The sequence below is a fragment of the Xanthobacter sp. AM11 genome (assembly GCF_047444035.1).
Lineage (GTDB): Bacteria > Pseudomonadota > Alphaproteobacteria > Rhizobiales > Xanthobacteraceae > Xanthobacter.
The window spans coordinates 1688264-1704557 of sequence record NZ_JBLAOA010000001.1 but is presented as its reverse complement, the minus strand read 5'-3'; the positions used below and the strand labels follow the sequence as shown (position 1 = coordinate 1704557).

Genomic DNA, 16294 nt, shown 5'->3' with positions numbered 1-16294 from the left:
ATGAACATCGCCATGAAGGACATGCGCTTCTCCAAGCTGCGCTTCGCCCTGACGGCGGTGGGCATCGGCCTGCTGCTGGGCGCCACCATGGGGATGATCGGCCTTTACCGCGGCATCGTCCACGAGGCGCTGCTGATCATCAACGACATCGGCGCCGACCTGTGGGTGGTGGAGGGCGGGCGCTCCGGCCCGTTCGCCGAGACCTCCGCCGTGCCGGCCAATCTCGACCGCCGGGTGGAAGGCGTGCCGGGGGTCGCGGCCACCCGCCGCTTCATCCAGTACAACCAGCAATATGTGATCAACGGCAAGAGCGTGCGCCTCGCCGTCACCGGCATCGACTATCCCGAGGACAGCGGAAGCTGGATTCCCCTCATCGACGGCCGGCTGTTCCGCTCCACCCGCTACGAGGCGGTGGCGGACGCCTCCACCGGGCTCCTGGCGGGGGATGTGATCCGCCTCGGCCATGACGACTACACGGTGGTGGGCCTCACCAAGGGGCAGGTGGACATGGGCGGCGACGGGATGTTCTTCGTCACCATCCCGGATGCACAGGCCATCAACCGGGTGCTCCCCTCGGAGGCGGTGCTGCTGAACCGCCTCGCGCGGGGCCGCTCGCGCATGGGCCTCGGCGACGGCGGCGCGCTGGCGGCGGTGATGGTGGAATTGAAGCCCAATGCCGATGCCCGGCAGGTGCAGGCCCATATCCGCGCCTGGGGCGACGTGGAGGTGCTGACGCAGGAGGAGGAGCGCGCCATGCTGCTGGACGGGCGCCTGTGGCGCCTGCGGGTGCAGATCCTCGCCTTCACCGCCATGACGCTGCTGGTGGCGGGCTCCATCATCGCCCTCACCATCTACATGCTGACCCTGGAGAAGATAAACCAGATCGCCTTGCTCAAGCTCATCGGCGCGCGGGACCGGGTCATCATCGGCCTCATCGTGCAGCAGGCGCTGTGGATCGGGGCGCTGGGCTTCGGCGTGGCGCTCACCCTCTCCTTCACCCTCTATCCCCATTTCCCGCGGGCGGTGCTGCTGCTGCCTCAGGACCTCGCCGGCATCGGCGCGGCGCTGCTGGTCATCAGCCTGCTGGCCAGCTGGTTCGCCATCCGCCGCGCCATGCGGGTGCGGGCGCAGGAGGTGCTGGCATGATCCCGCCATTCCAGCCCGGGCAGGCGGTGATGGAGGTGCGCGGCGCCAGCAAGTTCTATTTGTCCGGCGCCAGCACGGTGGCGGCGCTGGCGGACATGACCCTGACCCTGCGTGCCGGCGAGCTGACCGGCATCGTCGGGCCGTCCGGCTCGGGCAAGACCACCTTTTTGATGATCGCCGGGCTGCTGGAGCCGCCATCCGCCGGGGCGGTGTGCTTCCGCGACCGGCCCATCGCCGACCCGCAGACCCGCCTGAACAGCCTGCGCGACTTCCGCCGCACCCATGTGGGCTTCATCTTCCAGAAGGCGAACCTCATCCCCTTCCTCACCGCGCTGGAGAATGTGCAGATCGCCCTGGAGGTGAACGACGTGCGGCCGAAGGCGGCGCGGGCGCAGGCGCGCGAGCTCCTGGCCCGGTTCGGCCTCGACCACCGCGAGAACAATTACCCCTCCCAGCTGTCCGGCGGCGAGCAGCAGCGCGTCTCCATCGCCCGGGCGCTGGCCAACGACCCGGTGCTCCTGCTGGCGGACGAGCCCACGGCGGCGCTGGACGGGCCGCGCGGGCGGCAGGTGATGACCGCCTTCCGCGCCCTCGCCGACGAGCAGCGGGTGGCGGTGTGCGTGGTGACCCACGATCCGCGCTGGTCCGCCACCTTCGACCGCATCGTGGAAATGAGCGACGGCCGCATGGTGGCCGAGCGCCCGGGCGGGGCCGGCGGCGCGACGCTCGGTGGATGAGGCCGTTGCGGGCGAGCCGGAACCGGGCGCGCGCCCTCACTCCGCCGGGGGCAGGCGCTGCACCACCTCGTCGAGGGTGCCGTTGGGGGCCAGGTAGTCGATGAGGCGCAAGGTGCGCTCACCGGTGCCGGCGAGCTTGGCGACGATGGTGCGCAGCAGCTTGAATTCGTGGGCCGAGAGGGGCTCGAACAGGGTGTCGTTGGCGGGCACCTGCACCCGCGTCATTTCGGCGAGGCGGCGCTCGGCCTCCTCGGTCACCGCCAGCACCACGCGGCGCCGGTCGTCGGGATTGGTGGTCTTGGTGACGAGGCCGGCGGCCACCAGCTTGTTCACCTCGATGGTCACGAACGCGCCGGACAGGTGCAGGTGCTCCGCCAGGGTGTTCACGCCCAGCTCCTGCGCGCGCGCGTTCAGCCGGGCGAGGGAGGTGAGGATCGTATATTGGGTGCCGGACAGGCCGATGAGCGCACCGAGGCGGTTGCGCACCTCCTGGATGGCGGCGGCGAAGGCCAGCATGTCGTGCACGAGATCCCGGAACTCCAGGTCGGACCCCTCCACCAGGAGGGCGGCGCGGGAAGCGGTCAACGGCAGGCGCCTTCTGGGGCTGGTGGGCTTTCGGGCAGGCATCGCTGTGGCGTTCTTTCGTGGGGCTCACGTTCCTAACTCATAGGCTTCGTTTGGCCTTGACGTCCATCAACACTTCATAATAGCTTTGTTACAAAGCTAATTGGCCCCGGACACGTCCATGCCCCCCCACTCCCACCCGAGCCCCGCGCCGGATGCGGCGCCAGACCTGACCCAGCACGCGGCGCCCGATCTGCTCACCGACACCGCCGGGCTCGACCCCGCTGCCTTCCGGCGCACCCTGGGGCAGTTCGCCACCGGCGTCGCCATCGTCGCCGCGCAGGGCCCGGACGGCGCCATGGTCGGCATGACCATGAGCTCGTTCAACGCGGTGTCCCTGGACCCGCCTCTGGTGCTGTTCTCGGTGGCGCGCACGGCGCGATCCCTGCCGGTCCTGCGCGCGGCGGCGGCCTATGGCATCTCCGTTCTGGCCCGCCACCAGGAAGCGCTTTCCGCCCGCTTCGCCCGGCCGCTTTCCCCCAAATGGGCGGACCTCGACATCGCCCGCGGCGACGGCGGGGCGCCGCTCATCCCCGGGGCCGCGGCGCACCTCGTCTGCGTGCCCCACGCCATCCACGACGGCGGCGACCACGAGATCTTCGTGGCCCGCGTGCGCGCCCACGGCGCCCGCCCCGCCGCCGATCCCCTCATCTTCCACGCCGGCCGCTACCGCTCCCTCGCCCATGGCGAGCGCACCGCGCCCTGACCCGACCTCCCGAGGAGCACAGCCATGATCAAGACCGGCGCCCAGCACATTGCCAGCCTCAGGGACGGCCGCGCCATCTTCCTCGACGGGGAGCGGGTGGAGGATGCCCCCAGCCATCCCGCCTATCGCCGCGCGGTGGCCTCCGTGGGCCGCATGTTCGACTTCCACAGCGCGCCGGAAAACCGCGAGCTGATGACCTTCGAGACCGACACCGGCACAAGGGCCAACCGCATCTGGCAGCTGCCCACCAGCTATGAGGAGCTGAAGACCCGCCGCCGCGGGCTGGAGGCCTGGACCGAGCTGCACGCCGGCTTCCTCGGCCGCGCCCCGGACCATGTGGCCTCCTGCATCTCCGGCATGTACATGGGCCTTGAACAGTTCGAGCTCTACGATCCCGCCCGGGCCCGCGCCCTGGCCGATTACTACGCCTACGCCCGCGACAACGATCTTTATCTCACCTACGTCATCATCAACCCGCAGGCCGACCGCTCCAGGAACGCCGCGGAGCAGGCCGACCCCTTCCTCTCCGCCGCCTTGGTGGACGAGGACGCCGGCGGCATCACCGTGCGCGGGGCGAAGATGCTCGCCACCGGCGGCATCATGGCCAACGAGGTGTTCGTCACCTGCATCCAGCCCCTGCAGGCCGGCGAGGAGCCCTACGCCCTCTCCTTCGCCATTCCCATGAATGCGAAGGGGCTGAAGATCCTGTCGCGCAAGTCCTATGAGGCGGCGAGCCCCTCGGTGTTCGACAACCCGCTGGCGAGCCGCTTCGACGAGAATGACGCGGTGCTCTATTTCGACGACGTGAAGGTGCCGTGGGACCGCGTGTTCATCGCCCGCGACATCGCCATGACGGCCAAGCAGTTCCACGCCACGCCGGCCCATGTGTACCAGAACTACCAGGCGCAGATCCGCCTCTCGGTGAAGCTGAAGTTCCTCCTCGCCATCGCCCGCCGCATCACCGAGGTGAACGGCACCACCGGCTTTCCCCAGGTGCGCGAGACGCTGGGCCAGCTCGCCGCCGAAGCCGCCATGGTGGATGCCTTCGTCGCCGCCATGGAGGCCAAGGGCAGCCGTCACGGGCGCTATTTCATCCCCGACCGGCACACCCTTTATGCGGCGCAGACCCTGGCCCAGCAGCTCTACGGCAAGTTCATCTCCACCCTGCGCGAATTGGCCGGCGGCGGCATGATCATGCTGCCCTCCTCGGTCAGGGATTATGCCAATCCCGAGATCGCCGCGCTCATCGGCAAGACCCAGCAGTCCCCCGCCGCCAGCGCCGAGGACAGGGTGAAGTTCTACAAGCTCGCCTGGGACGCGGTGGGCTCGGAATTCGCCTCCCGCCACGCCCAGTACGAGATGTTCTATGCGGGCGCCGGCTTCGTGGTGAAGGGCCATTCCTTGCGCACCTACGACTGGGGCGGCGCGGCGGACCTGCTCGACCGGATGCTCGCCTCCTATAGCCTGGCCGACGAGGTGGCGCCGCAGGCCGCCGCCCGCGCCGCCGAGTGATCCTTTTCCACCCCCCGAGGACTGCCCCGCCCATGGCCATCAACAAGCTGCACGACGAGTTCCACACCCTCGACCTGTCCACCGGCTGGGACGTGCCGCCCGGCTACCCGCAGGGCATCCAGCAGAAGATCCTCTCCGGCGCGCTGGACGAGGCGAACCGCGCCGGCTCGCGCTCGCGGCTGCTGCGGTTCGATCCCGGCGTGTTCACCACCAAGCCGTTCGTGCACGATTATTGGGAGGAGGTGTTCCTCGTCTCCGGCGACCTCACCGTGGGCAATGACGAGACCGGCGCGGGCGGCGAGACCTTCCAGCCCTTCACCTATGCGGTGCGGCCCCCGGGCGCGCTGCACGGGCCGTTCCGCTCGCAGGGCGGGTGCATCCTGTTCGAGATCCACTATTTCGATCCGGCCTGAGGGGCCTCTGCCCCGGCCGGGGCGGGGCGCGGCTGCGCCTTCGGCAGAAACACCCGCAGCCGGGCCCCGCCCCCCGGCCGGTCCTCGATGGCCACGGTGCCGCCGTGGCCCTCCACGATCTGCCGCACGATGGTGAGGCCGAGGCCCGCCCCGCCGCTCTCCCGGTTGCGGGAGGGCTCCACCCGGTAGAAGGGCTCGAACACGCTGGCCCGCTCGGCGGGCGCAATGCCCGGGCCGCGATCCTCCACCCGCAGCTCCACCCGGTCCTCCTGCAGGTGAAGGGAAACCTCGGCGCACTGCCCGTAGGCCAAGGCGTTGCCCACCAGATTGGCCGCCACCCGCGCCAGCGCCCCGCGCGAGCCCTCCACCACCAGCGGCGCGTCGGCGCCGGCAAGGTGCACCGGCGCCCCCTCGGCCAGGCGCGTCTCCACCTCGGCCCGGGCCACGGCGGAGAGGTCCACCGTCTCCCCGGAGGCGGGGGAGAAGGAGGCGCGGGCGAAGGCGAGGGCATCCTCCACCATGGCCTGCATGCCGGAAAGGTCCGCCTGCGCCTTGGCCACCTGAGGGTCGGGCGGCAGCAGTTCCAGCCGCAGCCGCAGCCGCGTGATGTAGGTGCGCAGATCGTGGCTGATGGCGCCCAGCACCAGGGAGCGGGTGCGCACCAGCTCGGCGATGCGGGCCTGCATGGTGTTCACCGCCCGGATCACCAGCCGCACGTCCGGGGCGCCGCGCTCGCGCACCGCCTGCGGCTCCAGCCGCGCGCTGAAGCGCTCCAGCGCGTCAGCAAGGTCGGAGAGGGGGCGGGTCTCGCGCCGCACGGCGAGCAGCGCGGCCAGCGCCACCAGGAAGCCGAGGGTGCCGGCGATGAGCCCCACCGGCAGGCCCAGCAGGCGCACGGTCAGGTCCCCGCCGGCCCAGACATCCAGATAGCCGCCGCCGTCGAGCCCCACCACCACCCGCAGCCGCGCCCCGGGCAGGTCGCGCAGCCGCTGTACCGGCGAGCTGCGCCCGCCCTCGCCGCCCACCAGGGCCACCGCCACGAAGCGGTCCGTCGCGCCGCCCATGAGGGCCTGCAGCCGCCGCGCGGCGAAACCGAGCAAAGCCTGCGTCCGCACCGCCGGGCGCTCGGCCACCACGCTCGGCGAGAAGCCGGAATGGGTGCTGGCGCGCAGGGCGAGGGCGCGCTCCTGCGGCCCCACCTGCTGCATCAGCTGGGCCAGGGCCGCCACCCGCTGCATCAACGGCACGAAGGCGCCCAGCGGCGCCTCCCGCGGGCGCTCGGTGAGGTAGGCGGCGAGCATCAGCACCTGCACCGCCACCAAAGCGGCGACGACGATGAGCGCGATGCGCGCGGCGATGCCGAAGCGGCGCACCGGCCGGCCGTCAGAGGCCATGCACGTCGGCGGCGAACAGATAGCCGCCGTTGCGCACGGTCTTGATGAAGGCGGCGGCCTCGGGATAGGCCGCCACCAGCTTGCGGCGCAGGCGGCTCACGGACACGTCGATGGTTCGGTCGAAGGGGTCGGCGCTGCGGCCGCGGGTCCAGTCGAGGAGCTGGTCGCGGGAGAGCACCCGCTTCGGCCGCTCCAGGAAGCAGGCCAGAAGGTCGAACTCGGCCGAGGTCAGCTCGATGGCCGGCCCGTCGGCGAGGGCGACGCTGCGCGCATCGAGATCGGCCACGAAGCCGGGGAAGGCCACCCGGCGCACCGCAGGGTGCGTGGCAACCGTGGCCTCCGAGCGCCGCAGCACGGCGCGGATGCGCGCCAGAAGCTCACGCGGGTTGAACGGCTTGGGCAGGTAATCGTCGGCGCCCATCTCAAGGCCGACGATGCGGTCCACATCGTCCCCCTTGGCGGTGAGCATGAGGATGGGCAGGCCGCCCCGCGCCCGCAGCCGACGGCAGATGGACAGGCCATCCTCCCCCGGCAGCATCAGGTCGAGCACCACCAGGTCGGGGCGCGCGGTGGCGAGCAGGCGGTCCATGGCCACCCCATCCTCGGCGGCGAGCACGCCATAGCCCTCCCGCGCCAGGAAGTCGGCAAGCAGGGAGCGGATTTCGCGATCGTCCTCGACGAGAAGAAGGGTGCGCTGGGCCATGGTCCGAGTGTTGCGGAGCGCGCGCCGCCCTTCAATGGCGCGGCGCCGCGCGGTTACAAAACGTTACACCGCCTCACCAGCGCGCAACCGGCCTGCAAAGGGTGCAAGCGAAAGTGGTTCCATCGCAAACGGGGCTGGCGACGCCGGCCCGCGATCGGAGGCAGACATGAACCGCTCGTTCCTCGTATTCTCCCTCTCCGGCCTCGTCTCCCTCGCCATGGTGGCGCAAGCCGCGGCCTGGACCCGCACCAGTTCCACCACCACGCCGCGCGGCACCTACAGCAGCGCCGCGGCCGGCGGCTGCGCCGGCGGCACCTGCAGCCGCAGCGCCGTTGCCACCGGCGCCTATGGCGGCAGCGTCTCGCGCTCCGGCAGCGTGACCCAGACCGCCCCTGGCAGCTACAGCTATTCGCGCACCACCACCGGACCCTATGGCAACAGCGTGAGCCGGTCCGGCAGCGTCAGCCGCTACTGAGCCAGCACCGGCTCAGGGGATGCCGGACCGCGGCGAGCCGCCCCTATGTCGCGGTCCGGCATCGTAATTTTCCCACCCCGCGCGGAAACAGGCGCGCCCGATGGAGGCGAGACCATGGCCAGCATCCTTGCCGGCGGCGCGCCATTCCAGGGCGCCGGATTTGCCGCCCTGGCGCTGATCCTGATGGCGGCGGAATATCTTTTCCACCGCATCAACCATGTGGACAGCCACGACGCCGGCGAAACCGCCGCCTCCCTGGTGGTGGCGGTGGGCAACAAGCTGATCGGCGCCGTCACCGCGAGCATTGCCGCCATTCCCGTGCTGTTCATCTTCCAGCACCGGCTGTTCGACATTCCCATGCAGGGGGTTCTGCCCTGGGTGGCGCTCTTTCTCGCGGTGGACTTCTGCTATTACGTGCACCATGTGGTCATGCACAAGGTGCGCTGGCTGTGGGCCACCCATGCGGTGCACCATTCGGCGACGCGGCTCAACCTGTCGGCGGCGGTGCGGCTCGGCTGGGGCGGGCACCTCTCCGGCGGCGTGCTGTTCTATCTGCCGCTGGTGGTCGCGGGCTTCCCGCCGCTGGCGGTGTTCGGCATGCTCGGGGCAGGGCTGGTCTACCAGTTCTTCCTGCACCTGGCCCGCCCGCCCGGCCTCGGCCCGCTGGAATGGGTGCTGAACACGCCGCGGCACCACCAGGTGCACCACGCCGCCAACGCCAGCGTCATCGACCGCAATTTCGGCGGCGTGCTCATCGTGTTCGACCGGCTGTTCGGCACCTTCGCGCAGGCCCCGCAGCATGAGCCCCTCATTTTCGGCATCGGCGGGGCGACGGCGAGCCGCAACCCCCTCGCCATCGTGTTCGGCACCTGGGGGCAGATGCTGCGCGATGCCCGCCATGCCCGCGGCCTGGGCGGCAAGCTGCGCGCCCTGTTCGGGCCGCCGGCCTGAAAACGGTATCTTGATGCAGCAAGCCATGAATGGAATGCATTTCTGAATTGTGGAAAATGCGCGTGCTGCAATGCAGCATCGCCGCTATGGTGGCTTCAGATGAAGCGCACCGAAACCTGGGCCGTCGGCCGCACGCGTGCGCGGTGAGAATGACATCATGAACATCCTCAAGACCGCCGGCGTCGTCGCCGTTCTCGCGTCCGCCGCCAATGTGGCCATCCCGGTTCTGGCCGGCGACGTGCTGCCGGCAGAGCGCCAGGCCATCGTTACCTATCTCGGCGGCAAGGCCTCCGCCGTCACCTATTGGGTGAAGGATTCCAAGGGCTACCAGGTGTTCACCACTCTGGACGCCGCCGCCGCCCCCGGCGCCGCGCCGGCCGTGGTGCGCGTTTCCGCCGTGCTCCAGCCCGGCCAGGAGCAGGTGGTTTCCCTGCCCGGCCCGGTGGGCCGCGAGGGCGCCAGCCTGCGCATCAGCCGCGTGAACGACCGCATCGAGGTGGAGAAGGTGGGCGCCCTCGCCTACTGAGCCTTCGCCGCTTCCGCACTGCAGCAGGGGCGCCCCCAAGGGGGCGCCTTTTGCGTTTGCGGCCGCGGCCGGCCGCCGGGGCTATTGCCCCCGCGCCTTCGGATCGCCATAGCCGCCGCCGGTGGGGGTGACGATGATGACCGCCTCCCCCGCCTCCAGCCGCTTCTGATCGCAGCCCTGGAGCAGCTCGGTGGAGCCGTCCAGCCGGCGCACGAAGCCTTCCCCGAGGGCGCCCGGCTCGCCGCCGTCCACCGCGAAGGGATGCACCCGCCGGTGGGAGGAGAGCAGCGCGCATTCCATGGCCTCCAGGAAGCGGATGCGCCGGTAGGTGCCATCCCCCGCCTTCCACCGCCCCCGCCCGCCGGAACCGGCGCGCACATGGAAATCCTCCAGCAGCACCGGGAAGCGCGTCTCCAGCACCTCCGGGTCGGTGAGCCGGGAATTGGTCATGTGCACATGCACCGCATCGGTGCCGTCGAAGCCGGGGCCGGCGGGGGAGCCGGAGCAGATGGTCTCGTAATATTGGTAGGTGTCGTTGCCGAAGGTGAGGTTGTTCATGGTGCCCTGCGAGGCCGCCATGGCGCCGAGCGCCCCGAACAGGCAGTTGGTGACCGCCTGCGAGGTCTCCACATTGCCCGCCACCACCGCCGCCGGATAGACCGGCGCCAGCATGGACCCCTCCGGCACCACGATGCGGATGGGCCGCAGGCAGCCGGCATTCATGGGGATCTCGTCCTCCACCATAACGCGGAACACATAGAGCACCGCGGCGCGGGTGACCGGGGCGGGGGCGTTGAAATTGGTGTCCTGCTGGGCGGAGGTGCCGGTGAAGTCCACCGTCGCCTCCCGCTTCTGCTTGTCCACCGAGATCTTCACCTTGATGACCGTGCCCTGGTCCATCTCATAGGTGAAGTGGCAATCCTCCAGCCGGTCGAGCACCCGGCGCACGCTCTCGGCGGCATTGTCCTGCACATGGCCCATGTAGGCCTTCACCACGTCGAGGCCGAAGGTGTCGATCATCTTGAGGAGTTCGCGGACGCCCTTCTCGTTGGCGGCGATCTGCGCCTTGAGATCCGCGATGTTCTGCACCGGGTTGCGGGCGGGATAGCGGGCCGTGGTGAGGAGGGCGAGGAGGCCGGCTTCCTGAAACGAACCTTGATCGACAAGCTTGAAGTTGTCGATATAGACGCCCTCCTCCTCGATATGGGTGGCGAGCGGGCTCATGGAGCCGGGGGCGACGCCGCCCACGTCCGCATGGTGCCCGCGGGAGGCCACCCAGAACAGCAGCTCGGCGCCGGCATCGTCAAAAACCGGTGTCACCACAGTGATATCGGGCAGATGGGTGCCGCCGTTGTACGGCGCGTTGAGGGCGAAGACGTCGCCGGGGCGGATGGCCCCGCCATTCTCCCGGATCACCGTCTCCACCGATTTGTCCATGGAGCCCAGATGCACCGGCATGTGCGGCGCATTGGCCACGAGGTCGCCTTCCGCGGAGAAGACGGCGCAGGAAAAGTCCAGTCTTTCCTTGATGTTGACAGAATAGGCGGTGTTCTGGAGCGTCACCCCCATCTGCTCGGCAATGGACATGAAGAGGTTGTTGAACACCTCCAGCATCACCGGGTCGGCGTGAGTGCCAACAGCTTCTGAACGTTGCAGTTTTTCGGTGCGGACGAGAACCAGATGGCCCTTCGCCGACACATCCGCCCGCCAGCCCTTTTCCACCACCACCGTCTGGTTGGGCTCGATGATGATGGCGGGACCGGACAAGCTCATGCCCGGATTGAGGTTTTCGCGAACCACCACGGGCGCGTCGTGCCATTCCCCGCGGGCGAAGAAGCGGGTGCGGCGGGTCTCCTGCGGCGCCCCCTCCCGCAGCGGGAGGTCGGGTTCGGCTATGCCGGTGCCGCCCCCGGCAGACATCACCTCAAGCGCTTCCACGACAATGGTTTTTTCCGGCGAGACAAAGCCGAACTGGGCCCGGTGCCGGGCCTCGAATTCCGCCACCATGGCCGCAAGAGCGTCCAGCATCACCGGCAGCGCCGTGTCGGTGCCGGCATAGCGCAGGTGCGCCCTGGCCTCGGTGGTGGCGGCCCCGGCCGCAATGCCCTGCCCGGCCAGCTCGGCGCCGGTTTCCGCAGAAAGATCGTCCTTTATTTCCAACAGGCTGGACAGGAGATCCGGGGTCAGCTCGGCGCCCACGGCCCGGGTCCTCTGGGCCCGCACGCTGGCGAGGCCCATGCCATAGGCCGAGAGCAGGCCGGAGAAGGGATGCACCAGAACTTTGGTCATGCCCAGCGCATCGGCGACCAGACAGGCATGTTGTCCGCCCGCACCACCGAAGCAGTTCAGGGCATAGCGGGTGACATCATAGCCGCGCTCCACCGAAATCCTCTTGATGGCATTGGCCATGTTCTCCACCGCGATGGTGACGAATCCATCCGCCACCTGCTCCGGGGTCCGCCCCTGGCCTACATCTTCTGCGAGGGCGGCGAATTTTTCCCGCACCACGTCGCTGTCCAGGGGCTGGTCCTGGGCCGGACCGAAGATCTTCGGAAAGAAATCGGGAATGAGCTTGCCCAGCATGACGTTGGCATCGGTCACCGCCAGCGGCCCGCCCCTGCGGTAGCAGGCGGGGCCGGGATTGGCGCCGGCCGAATCGGGCCCCACGCGGAAGCGCGCCCCGTCGAAATGCAGGATGGAGCCGCCGCCCGCCGCCACTGTGTGGATGCGCATCATGGGCGCACGGATGCGCACGCCCGCCACCTCGGTGTCGAAGGCGGTCTCCAGTTCCCCGTCATAATGGCACACGTCCGTGGAGGTGCCGCCCATGTCGAAGCCGATGATGCGGGAAAATCCTGCCAGGGCACCGGTTTGCGCCGCCCCGACCACGCCGCCGGCCGGGCCCGAGAGCAGCGCGTCCTTGCCCTGGAACAGGTCGGCGGCAGTGAGGCCGCCGGACGACATCATGAACATGAGGCGGATGGCGTCCGCGCGCGCCGGGTCCCCGCCGGATACTTCCTCCGCCACCTGCCGCACATAGCGGCGCAGGATGGGGGAAAGGTAGGCGTCGGCCACCGTGGTATCGCCCCGCCCCACCAGCTTGATGAGGGGAGAAACCTCATGGGATACGGAGACTTGCGCAAATCCGACCTGCCGCGCCAGCGCCGCAACCTGGCGCTCGTGCGCGGGGTGGCGATAGCCGTGCATGAAGGCGATGGCGACCGCCACGATGCCTTCCGCCCGGGCCGCCTCCAGCTCAGCGCGCACCGCGGCAAGGTTCGGGGCCGCCTCCACCGTGCCGTCGGCGCGCACCCGCTCGTCCACTTCCAGCACCTGCTCGAACAGCATGTCCGGCAGCACGATCTTCTTGGCGAAGATCTTCGGCCGCGCCTGGTAGCCGATGCGCAGGGCGTCGCGGAAACCCCGGGTGGTGACGAGCAGGGTGCGGTCGCCCTTGCGCTCCAGAAGGGCATTGGTGGCCACCGTGGTGCCCATCTTCACGGCAGAAACCAGCCCGGGCGGGATGGCGGCGCCGGGGGCGAGGCCGAGCAATTCGCGGATGCCGTGCACCGCGGCATCGCGATAGGCCTCGGGATTTTCCGAGAGCACCTTGTGGGCCACCAGGCTGCCGTCGGGCCTGCGGCCGACGATATCGGTGAAGGTGCCGCCCCGGTCGATCCAGAACTCCCAGGCGGCCGCGCCCGCCTGCTGCTGCTGTCCGGCCACCTGGCCCGGCTCGACCGTCATGGAAGCTCTCCCGCAAATGAAAGACCGCGCTGCCGCGCGTCTCGCCCTCTGGCCCGTTTCGTGCTGGGATCAATGCTGCGACCACCCGCGCCATGCCGTCCATGGGATCGGGAACGGCGGCGGATGCGTCCGCACCGGAATGAAGTCACGACGCGCATAAAACGTCAACAATTCGTTGACGAAATCCTAGCATCGCGTAGCATCCAATCCATCGAGCGTTCAGGCTGGCCGTCCGGCTGGCCGGAAGGGCGCCGCAGCCAGAGACGAGGGACACATGCGCACTTTCAAGGGCGGACGTTCCGCCGCCGCCGCCATTCTCGCCGCCACGCTCTTCGTGGCCTTTGCCGGCGCCGCCGCCGCCCAGACCACCTGGACCATGCCGACCCCCTATCCGGACGGCAACTTCCACACCAAGAACGACATCGCCTTCATCGCCGACGTGGACAAGGCCACCAGCGGCAAGCTGAAGATCGAGCTGCATTCCAACGGCTCGCTGGTGAAGCATCCCGAGATCAAGGCGGCGGTGCGCCGCGGCACGGCGCAGATCGGCGAGATCCTCATCTCGCTGCACGCCAATGAGAGCCCGATCTTCGGCGTCGATTCCATCCCCTTCCTCGCCACCGGCTACGACGCCGCCAAGAAGCTCTATGCGGCGCAGAAGCCGTTCCTGGAGAAGAAGCTCGCCGATGAGGGGCTCGTCCTGCTCTATTCCGTGCCGTGGCCGCCGCAGGGCATCTTCGCGCGCAAGGAGATCAAGAGCATGGAGGAGCTCAAGGGCCTGAAGTTCCGCACCTACAATCCCGCCACCCAGGCCATCGCCAAGGAAGTGGGCGCCATTCCCACCCAGGTGGAGCAGGCCGACCTCGCCACCGCCTTCTCCACCGGCCGCGTGGAAGCCACCATCACCTCGCCGGCCACCGGCGTGGACAGCAAGATGTGGGATTTCGTGACCGTCTATCACGACACCCAGGCCTGGCTGCCGCGCAACGTGGTGATCGTGAACAAGGCCGCCTTCGACGCCCTCTCCGCCGACGAGAAGAAGGCCCTCCTGGAGGCCGCCAAGGCCGCCGAGGCCCGCGGCTGGGCCGCCTCCGCCGACATCACCGTTTCGGCGACCAAGGCCCTGGCCGACAACAAGATGACCGTCGTCGCCCCCACCCCGGAGCTGAAGAAGGGCTTCGAGCAGGTGGGCGCCCGCATCACCGAGGAATGGGTGGCCAAGGCCGGCCCGGACGGCAAGGCTCTCCTGGAGGCCTATCGCAAATAGGCCGCGACGCGCCGCCACCGGGGCGCTGCGACGCGCCGGGTGGCGGCGCCAAGAGCACGTTCCGTTCAGCCTGCATCGCAAGCTGAGCGGTAAAACGTTCTCTATCAATAATTTAGAGCCGGGTGCGGCGCTCGCCACCGAGACGCCCGCCCCGCGCCGCGCACCGGCTCGGCCCCCGGCCGTTGCCCACCGCCGGCGGTTGCCCCCCTCTGCCGGAGCCTCCCATGCGCCTTCTGCTCGACCGCCTCTACGCCCTCGCCCTCGGCGTTGCGGCCGCCTGCCTCGTGACCATCGCCCTGCTGGTGGGCGCGCAGGTCACCGGCCGGCTCTACGACATCATCGTGCGCCTGTTCGGCCTGCCCCTCTCCGGCTTCATCGTCGAGGGCCTGCCGGAAATCTGCGGCTACCTGCTCGCCGCATCGAGCCTGCTGGCCTTGGCCGGCACGCTGAAGGCCGGCGCCCATATCCGCATCACCATGCTCCTGCAGGCGACGCCTCCCGCCTTTAGGCGCGCGCTGGAACTGGTCGCCCACGGGCTGGGGATCGCCCTCACCGCCTTCGCGACCTACAGCCTTCTGGCGCTGACCCTGGAATCCATCCGCTTCAGCGAAGTGTCCTACGGCCTCGTGCCGGTACCGCTGGCCCTGCCGCAGAGCGTGATGACCCTGGGCATGGCGGTGCTGTGCATCGCCATCTGCGACGAGTTCTTCACGGTGCTCCGCCGCGGGCGCCCCAGCTACAGCGCGGCGGAAGACGCCATCAGCCTCGGCAAGGAGGGCTGACCCGTGGACCTCGTGACCCTCTCCATCGTCCTCCTCGTCCTGCTGTTCGTCATCCTGGCCACGGGGGTATGGATCGGCGCCGCACTGGCCATGATCGGCTTCGTGGCCATCGTGGTGAAATCCACCGCCGGGCCGGTGGGGGTGTTCGGCACCTCCATCTGGAGCGCCTCCATCTCGTGGGACCTCACCGCGCTGCCCATGTTCATCTGGATGGGCGAGATCCTCTACCGAACCCGCCTTTCGGAAGACCTTTTCGAGGGCCTCGCCCCCTGGCTCAGCCGCCTGCCGGGGCGCCTGCTGCACGTGAACGTGGTGGGCTGCGGCATCTTCGCGGCGGTGTCCGGCTCCTCGGCGGCGACCTGCGCCACCATCGGCCGCATCGCCTTGCCCGAGCTGATGAAGCGCGGCTATGACGAGCGCATGGCCATCGGCACGCTGGCCGGCTCCGGCACCCTCGGGCTGCTGATCCCGCCGTCCATCATCATGATCGTGTACGGGGCGGCCACCGACCAGTCCATCGCCCGGCTGTTCATCGCCGGCATCATCCCCGGCGCCATGCTGGCGGGCCTGTTCATGGGCTATGTGGCGCTGTGGGCCCTGCTCAACCCCAAGCGGATGCCGCCCGCCGACCCGCCCATCTCCTTGCGCAACCGCATCGCCGCCACGCGGCGGCTTCTGCCGGTGGTGCTGCTCATCGCCGGCGTCATCGGCTCCATCTACGGCGGGCTCGCCTCGGCCACCGAGGCGGCGGTGGTGGGCGTGTTCCTGGCGCTCGCCCTGTCCTTCTTCATGGGCACGCTCTCCAGGGCGAGCTTCCTCGACGCGCTGCTGGGGGCGACGCGCACCTCCTGCATGATCGCCTTCATCCTCGCCGGGGCCGCCTTCCTCACCTCGGCCATGGGCTTCACCGGCATCCCGCGGGCGCTCGCCGGCTTCATCACCGACCTCGGCCTCAGCCACTGGCAGCTGCTGGCCGCGCTGACGCTGTTCTACGTTGTGCTCGGCTGCTTCCTCGACGGCATCTCCATGGTGGTGCTCACCACCTCCATCATCATGCCGCTGGTGGAGAAGGCCGGCTTCGACCTGATCTGGTTCGGCATCTATGTGGTGCTGGTGGTGGAGATGGCGCAGATCACCCCGCCGGTGGGCTTCAACCTGTTCGTGCTGCAGGGCATGACGGGGCGCAACATCTTCCAGATCGGCCTTTATGCGCTGCCGCTGTTCCTCTTGATGGCGCTGGCGGTGGCCCTGCTGGTGGCCTTCCCCGGCATCGCCCTGTGGCTGCCGTCCACCATGTTCGGAGGGTGAACC

Annotated in this window: 15 protein-coding genes; 11 read left to right on the top strand and 4 right to left on the bottom strand. The window is 69.4% G+C overall.

What is annotated here, in order from left to right:
* Positions 1 to 1146, top strand: coding sequence for an ABC transporter permease (locus ACI7BZ_RS07955; RefSeq protein ID WP_414116617.1), 1146 nt, complete (start codon positions 1 to 3; stop codon positions 1144 to 1146).
* Positions 1143 to 1883, top strand: a complete 741-nt coding sequence (locus tag ACI7BZ_RS07950; protein ID WP_414116616.1) for an ABC transporter ATP-binding protein — start codon at positions 1143 to 1145, stop codon at positions 1881 to 1883. The genes ACI7BZ_RS07955 and ACI7BZ_RS07950 overlap by 4 nt, the downstream gene beginning before the upstream one ends.
* 36 nt (positions 1884 to 1919) lie before the next feature.
* Here the strand turns inward: ACI7BZ_RS07950 and ACI7BZ_RS07945 are convergent, their stop codons facing one another.
* Complete coding sequence (locus ACI7BZ_RS07945; RefSeq protein ID WP_414116615.1) at positions 1920 to 2468, bottom strand: MarR family winged helix-turn-helix transcriptional regulator; 549 nt, start codon at positions 2466 to 2468, stop codon at positions 1920 to 1922.
* Between the two features lie 160 nt (positions 2469 to 2628).
* On the opposite strand from ACI7BZ_RS07945, the gene ACI7BZ_RS07940 reads away from it, so the two are divergent.
* Genes ACI7BZ_RS07940 through ACI7BZ_RS07930 form a run of 3 tightly spaced genes read left to right on the top strand, consistent with a single transcriptional unit; the run spans position 2629 to position 5138 of the window.
* On the top strand, positions 2629 to 3213 hold the full coding sequence (locus ACI7BZ_RS07940; protein WP_414116614.1) for a flavin reductase family protein: 585 nt from the start codon (positions 2629 to 2631) through the stop codon (positions 3211 to 3213).
* 24 nt (positions 3214 to 3237) lie between these two features.
* Positions 3238 to 4725 (top strand): 4-hydroxyphenylacetate 3-hydroxylase family protein, encoded by a 1488-nt coding sequence (locus ACI7BZ_RS07935; protein WP_414116613.1) that lies wholly within the window; start codon positions 3238 to 3240, stop codon positions 4723 to 4725.
* 32 nt (positions 4726 to 4757) lie between these two features.
* Positions 4758 to 5138 carry a cupin gene (locus ACI7BZ_RS07930; RefSeq protein WP_414116612.1) on the top strand — a complete coding sequence of 127 codons (381 nt, stop codon included), beginning with the start codon at positions 4758 to 4760 and terminating at the stop codon, positions 5136 to 5138.
* Here the strand turns inward: ACI7BZ_RS07930 and ACI7BZ_RS07925 are convergent.
* Both ACI7BZ_RS07925 and ACI7BZ_RS07920 read right to left on the bottom strand, forming a co-directional pair.
* Positions 5120 to 6532, bottom strand: a complete 1413-nt coding sequence (locus ACI7BZ_RS07925) for a sensor histidine kinase (protein WP_414116611.1) — start codon at positions 6530 to 6532, stop codon at positions 5120 to 5122. The two genes, ACI7BZ_RS07930 and ACI7BZ_RS07925, sit on opposite strands and share 19 nt — an antisense overlap.
* Positions 6522 to 7235 carry a response regulator gene (locus ACI7BZ_RS07920; protein WP_414116610.1) on the bottom strand — a complete coding sequence of 238 codons (714 nt, stop codon included), beginning with the start codon at positions 7233 to 7235 and terminating at the stop codon, positions 6522 to 6524. Before ACI7BZ_RS07920 ends, ACI7BZ_RS07925 begins: the two co-directional genes overlap by 11 nt.
* Before the next feature lie 166 nt (positions 7236 to 7401).
* Between ACI7BZ_RS07920 and ACI7BZ_RS07915 the strand changes: the two genes are divergently transcribed.
* From ACI7BZ_RS07915 to ACI7BZ_RS07905, 3 genes are all read left to right on the top strand, one after another.
* Entirely contained in the window at positions 7402 to 7710 is a 309-nt protein-coding gene (locus tag ACI7BZ_RS07915; protein WP_414116609.1) for a hypothetical protein, read from the top strand.
* Between the two features lie 114 nt (positions 7711 to 7824).
* The gene (locus tag ACI7BZ_RS07910; protein ID WP_414116608.1) at positions 7825 to 8661 is read left to right on the top strand and encodes a sterol desaturase family protein; all 837 of its coding nucleotides are present in this window, start codon (positions 7825 to 7827) and stop codon (positions 8659 to 8661) included.
* Between the two features lie 157 nt (positions 8662 to 8818).
* Positions 8819 to 9187, top strand: coding sequence for a hypothetical protein (locus ACI7BZ_RS07905; protein ID WP_414116606.1), 369 nt, complete (start codon positions 8819 to 8821; stop codon positions 9185 to 9187).
* 81 nt (positions 9188 to 9268) lie between these two features.
* Here the strand turns inward: ACI7BZ_RS07905 and ACI7BZ_RS07900 are convergent, their stop codons facing one another.
* Positions 9269 to 12934: a hydantoinase B/oxoprolinase family protein gene (locus ACI7BZ_RS07900; protein WP_414116605.1), complete on the bottom strand. Its 3666-nt coding sequence runs from the start codon at positions 12932 to 12934 to the stop codon at positions 9269 to 9271.
* Between the two features lie 274 nt (positions 12935 to 13208).
* Here ACI7BZ_RS07900 and ACI7BZ_RS07895 point away from each other — a divergent pair, with 274 nt between their 5' ends.
* The 3 genes from ACI7BZ_RS07895 (at position 13209) to ACI7BZ_RS07885 (ending at position 16291) form a co-directional block, all read left to right on the top strand.
* A complete protein-coding gene (locus ACI7BZ_RS07895; RefSeq protein WP_414116604.1) occupies positions 13209 to 14201 on the top strand; it encodes a TRAP transporter substrate-binding protein in 993 nt (330 codons plus the stop codon).
* A gap of 224 nt (positions 14202 to 14425) precedes the next feature.
* A complete protein-coding gene (locus ACI7BZ_RS07890; protein WP_414116603.1) occupies positions 14426 to 14983 on the top strand; it encodes a TRAP transporter small permease in 558 nt (185 codons plus the stop codon).
* 3 nt (positions 14984 to 14986) lie between these two features.
* Complete coding sequence (locus ACI7BZ_RS07885; protein ID WP_414116602.1) at positions 14987 to 16291, top strand: TRAP transporter large permease; 1305 nt, start codon at positions 14987 to 14989, stop codon at positions 16289 to 16291.
* The last annotated feature ends 3 nt before the right edge of the window (positions 16292 to 16294 follow it).

What these genes read in the sequence shown, in the direction of transcription:
- ACI7BZ_RS07955 (WP_414116617.1), top strand. Translation starts at nt 1, where the DNA reads ATGAACATCGCCATGAAGGACATGCGCTTCTCCAAGCTGCGCTTCGCC.
- ACI7BZ_RS07935 (WP_414116613.1), top strand. Translation starts at nt 3,238, where the DNA reads ATGATCAAGACCGGCGCCCAGCACATTGCCAGCCTCAGGGACGGCCGC.
- ACI7BZ_RS07890 (WP_414116603.1), top strand. Translation starts at nt 14,426, where the DNA reads ATGCGCCTTCTGCTCGACCGCCTCTACGCCCTCGCCCTCGGCGTTGCG.
- ACI7BZ_RS07950 (WP_414116616.1), top strand. Translation starts at nt 1,143, where the DNA reads ATGATCCCGCCATTCCAGCCCGGGCAGGCGGTGATGGAGGTGCGCGGC.
- ACI7BZ_RS07930 (WP_414116612.1), top strand. Translation starts at nt 4,758, where the DNA reads ATGGCCATCAACAAGCTGCACGACGAGTTCCACACCCTCGACCTGTCC.
- ACI7BZ_RS07925 (WP_414116611.1), bottom strand. Translation starts at nt 6,532, where the DNA reads ATGGCCTCTGACGGCCGGCCGGTGCGCCGCTTCGGCATCGCCGCGCGC.
- ACI7BZ_RS07940 (WP_414116614.1), top strand. Translation starts at nt 2,629, where the DNA reads ATGCCCCCCCACTCCCACCCGAGCCCCGCGCCGGATGCGGCGCCAGAC.
- ACI7BZ_RS07915 (WP_414116609.1), top strand. Translation starts at nt 7,402, where the DNA reads ATGAACCGCTCGTTCCTCGTATTCTCCCTCTCCGGCCTCGTCTCCCTC.
- ACI7BZ_RS07905 (WP_414116606.1), top strand. Translation starts at nt 8,819, where the DNA reads ATGAACATCCTCAAGACCGCCGGCGTCGTCGCCGTTCTCGCGTCCGCC.
- ACI7BZ_RS07895 (WP_414116604.1), top strand. Translation starts at nt 13,209, where the DNA reads ATGCGCACTTTCAAGGGCGGACGTTCCGCCGCCGCCGCCATTCTCGCC.
- ACI7BZ_RS07920 (WP_414116610.1), bottom strand. Translation starts at nt 7,235, where the DNA reads ATGGCCCAGCGCACCCTTCTTCTCGTCGAGGACGATCGCGAAATCCGC.
- ACI7BZ_RS07900 (WP_414116605.1), bottom strand. Translation starts at nt 12,934, where the DNA reads ATGACGGTCGAGCCGGGCCAGGTGGCCGGACAGCAGCAGCAGGCGGGC.
- ACI7BZ_RS07910 (WP_414116608.1), top strand. Translation starts at nt 7,825, where the DNA reads ATGGCCAGCATCCTTGCCGGCGGCGCGCCATTCCAGGGCGCCGGATTT.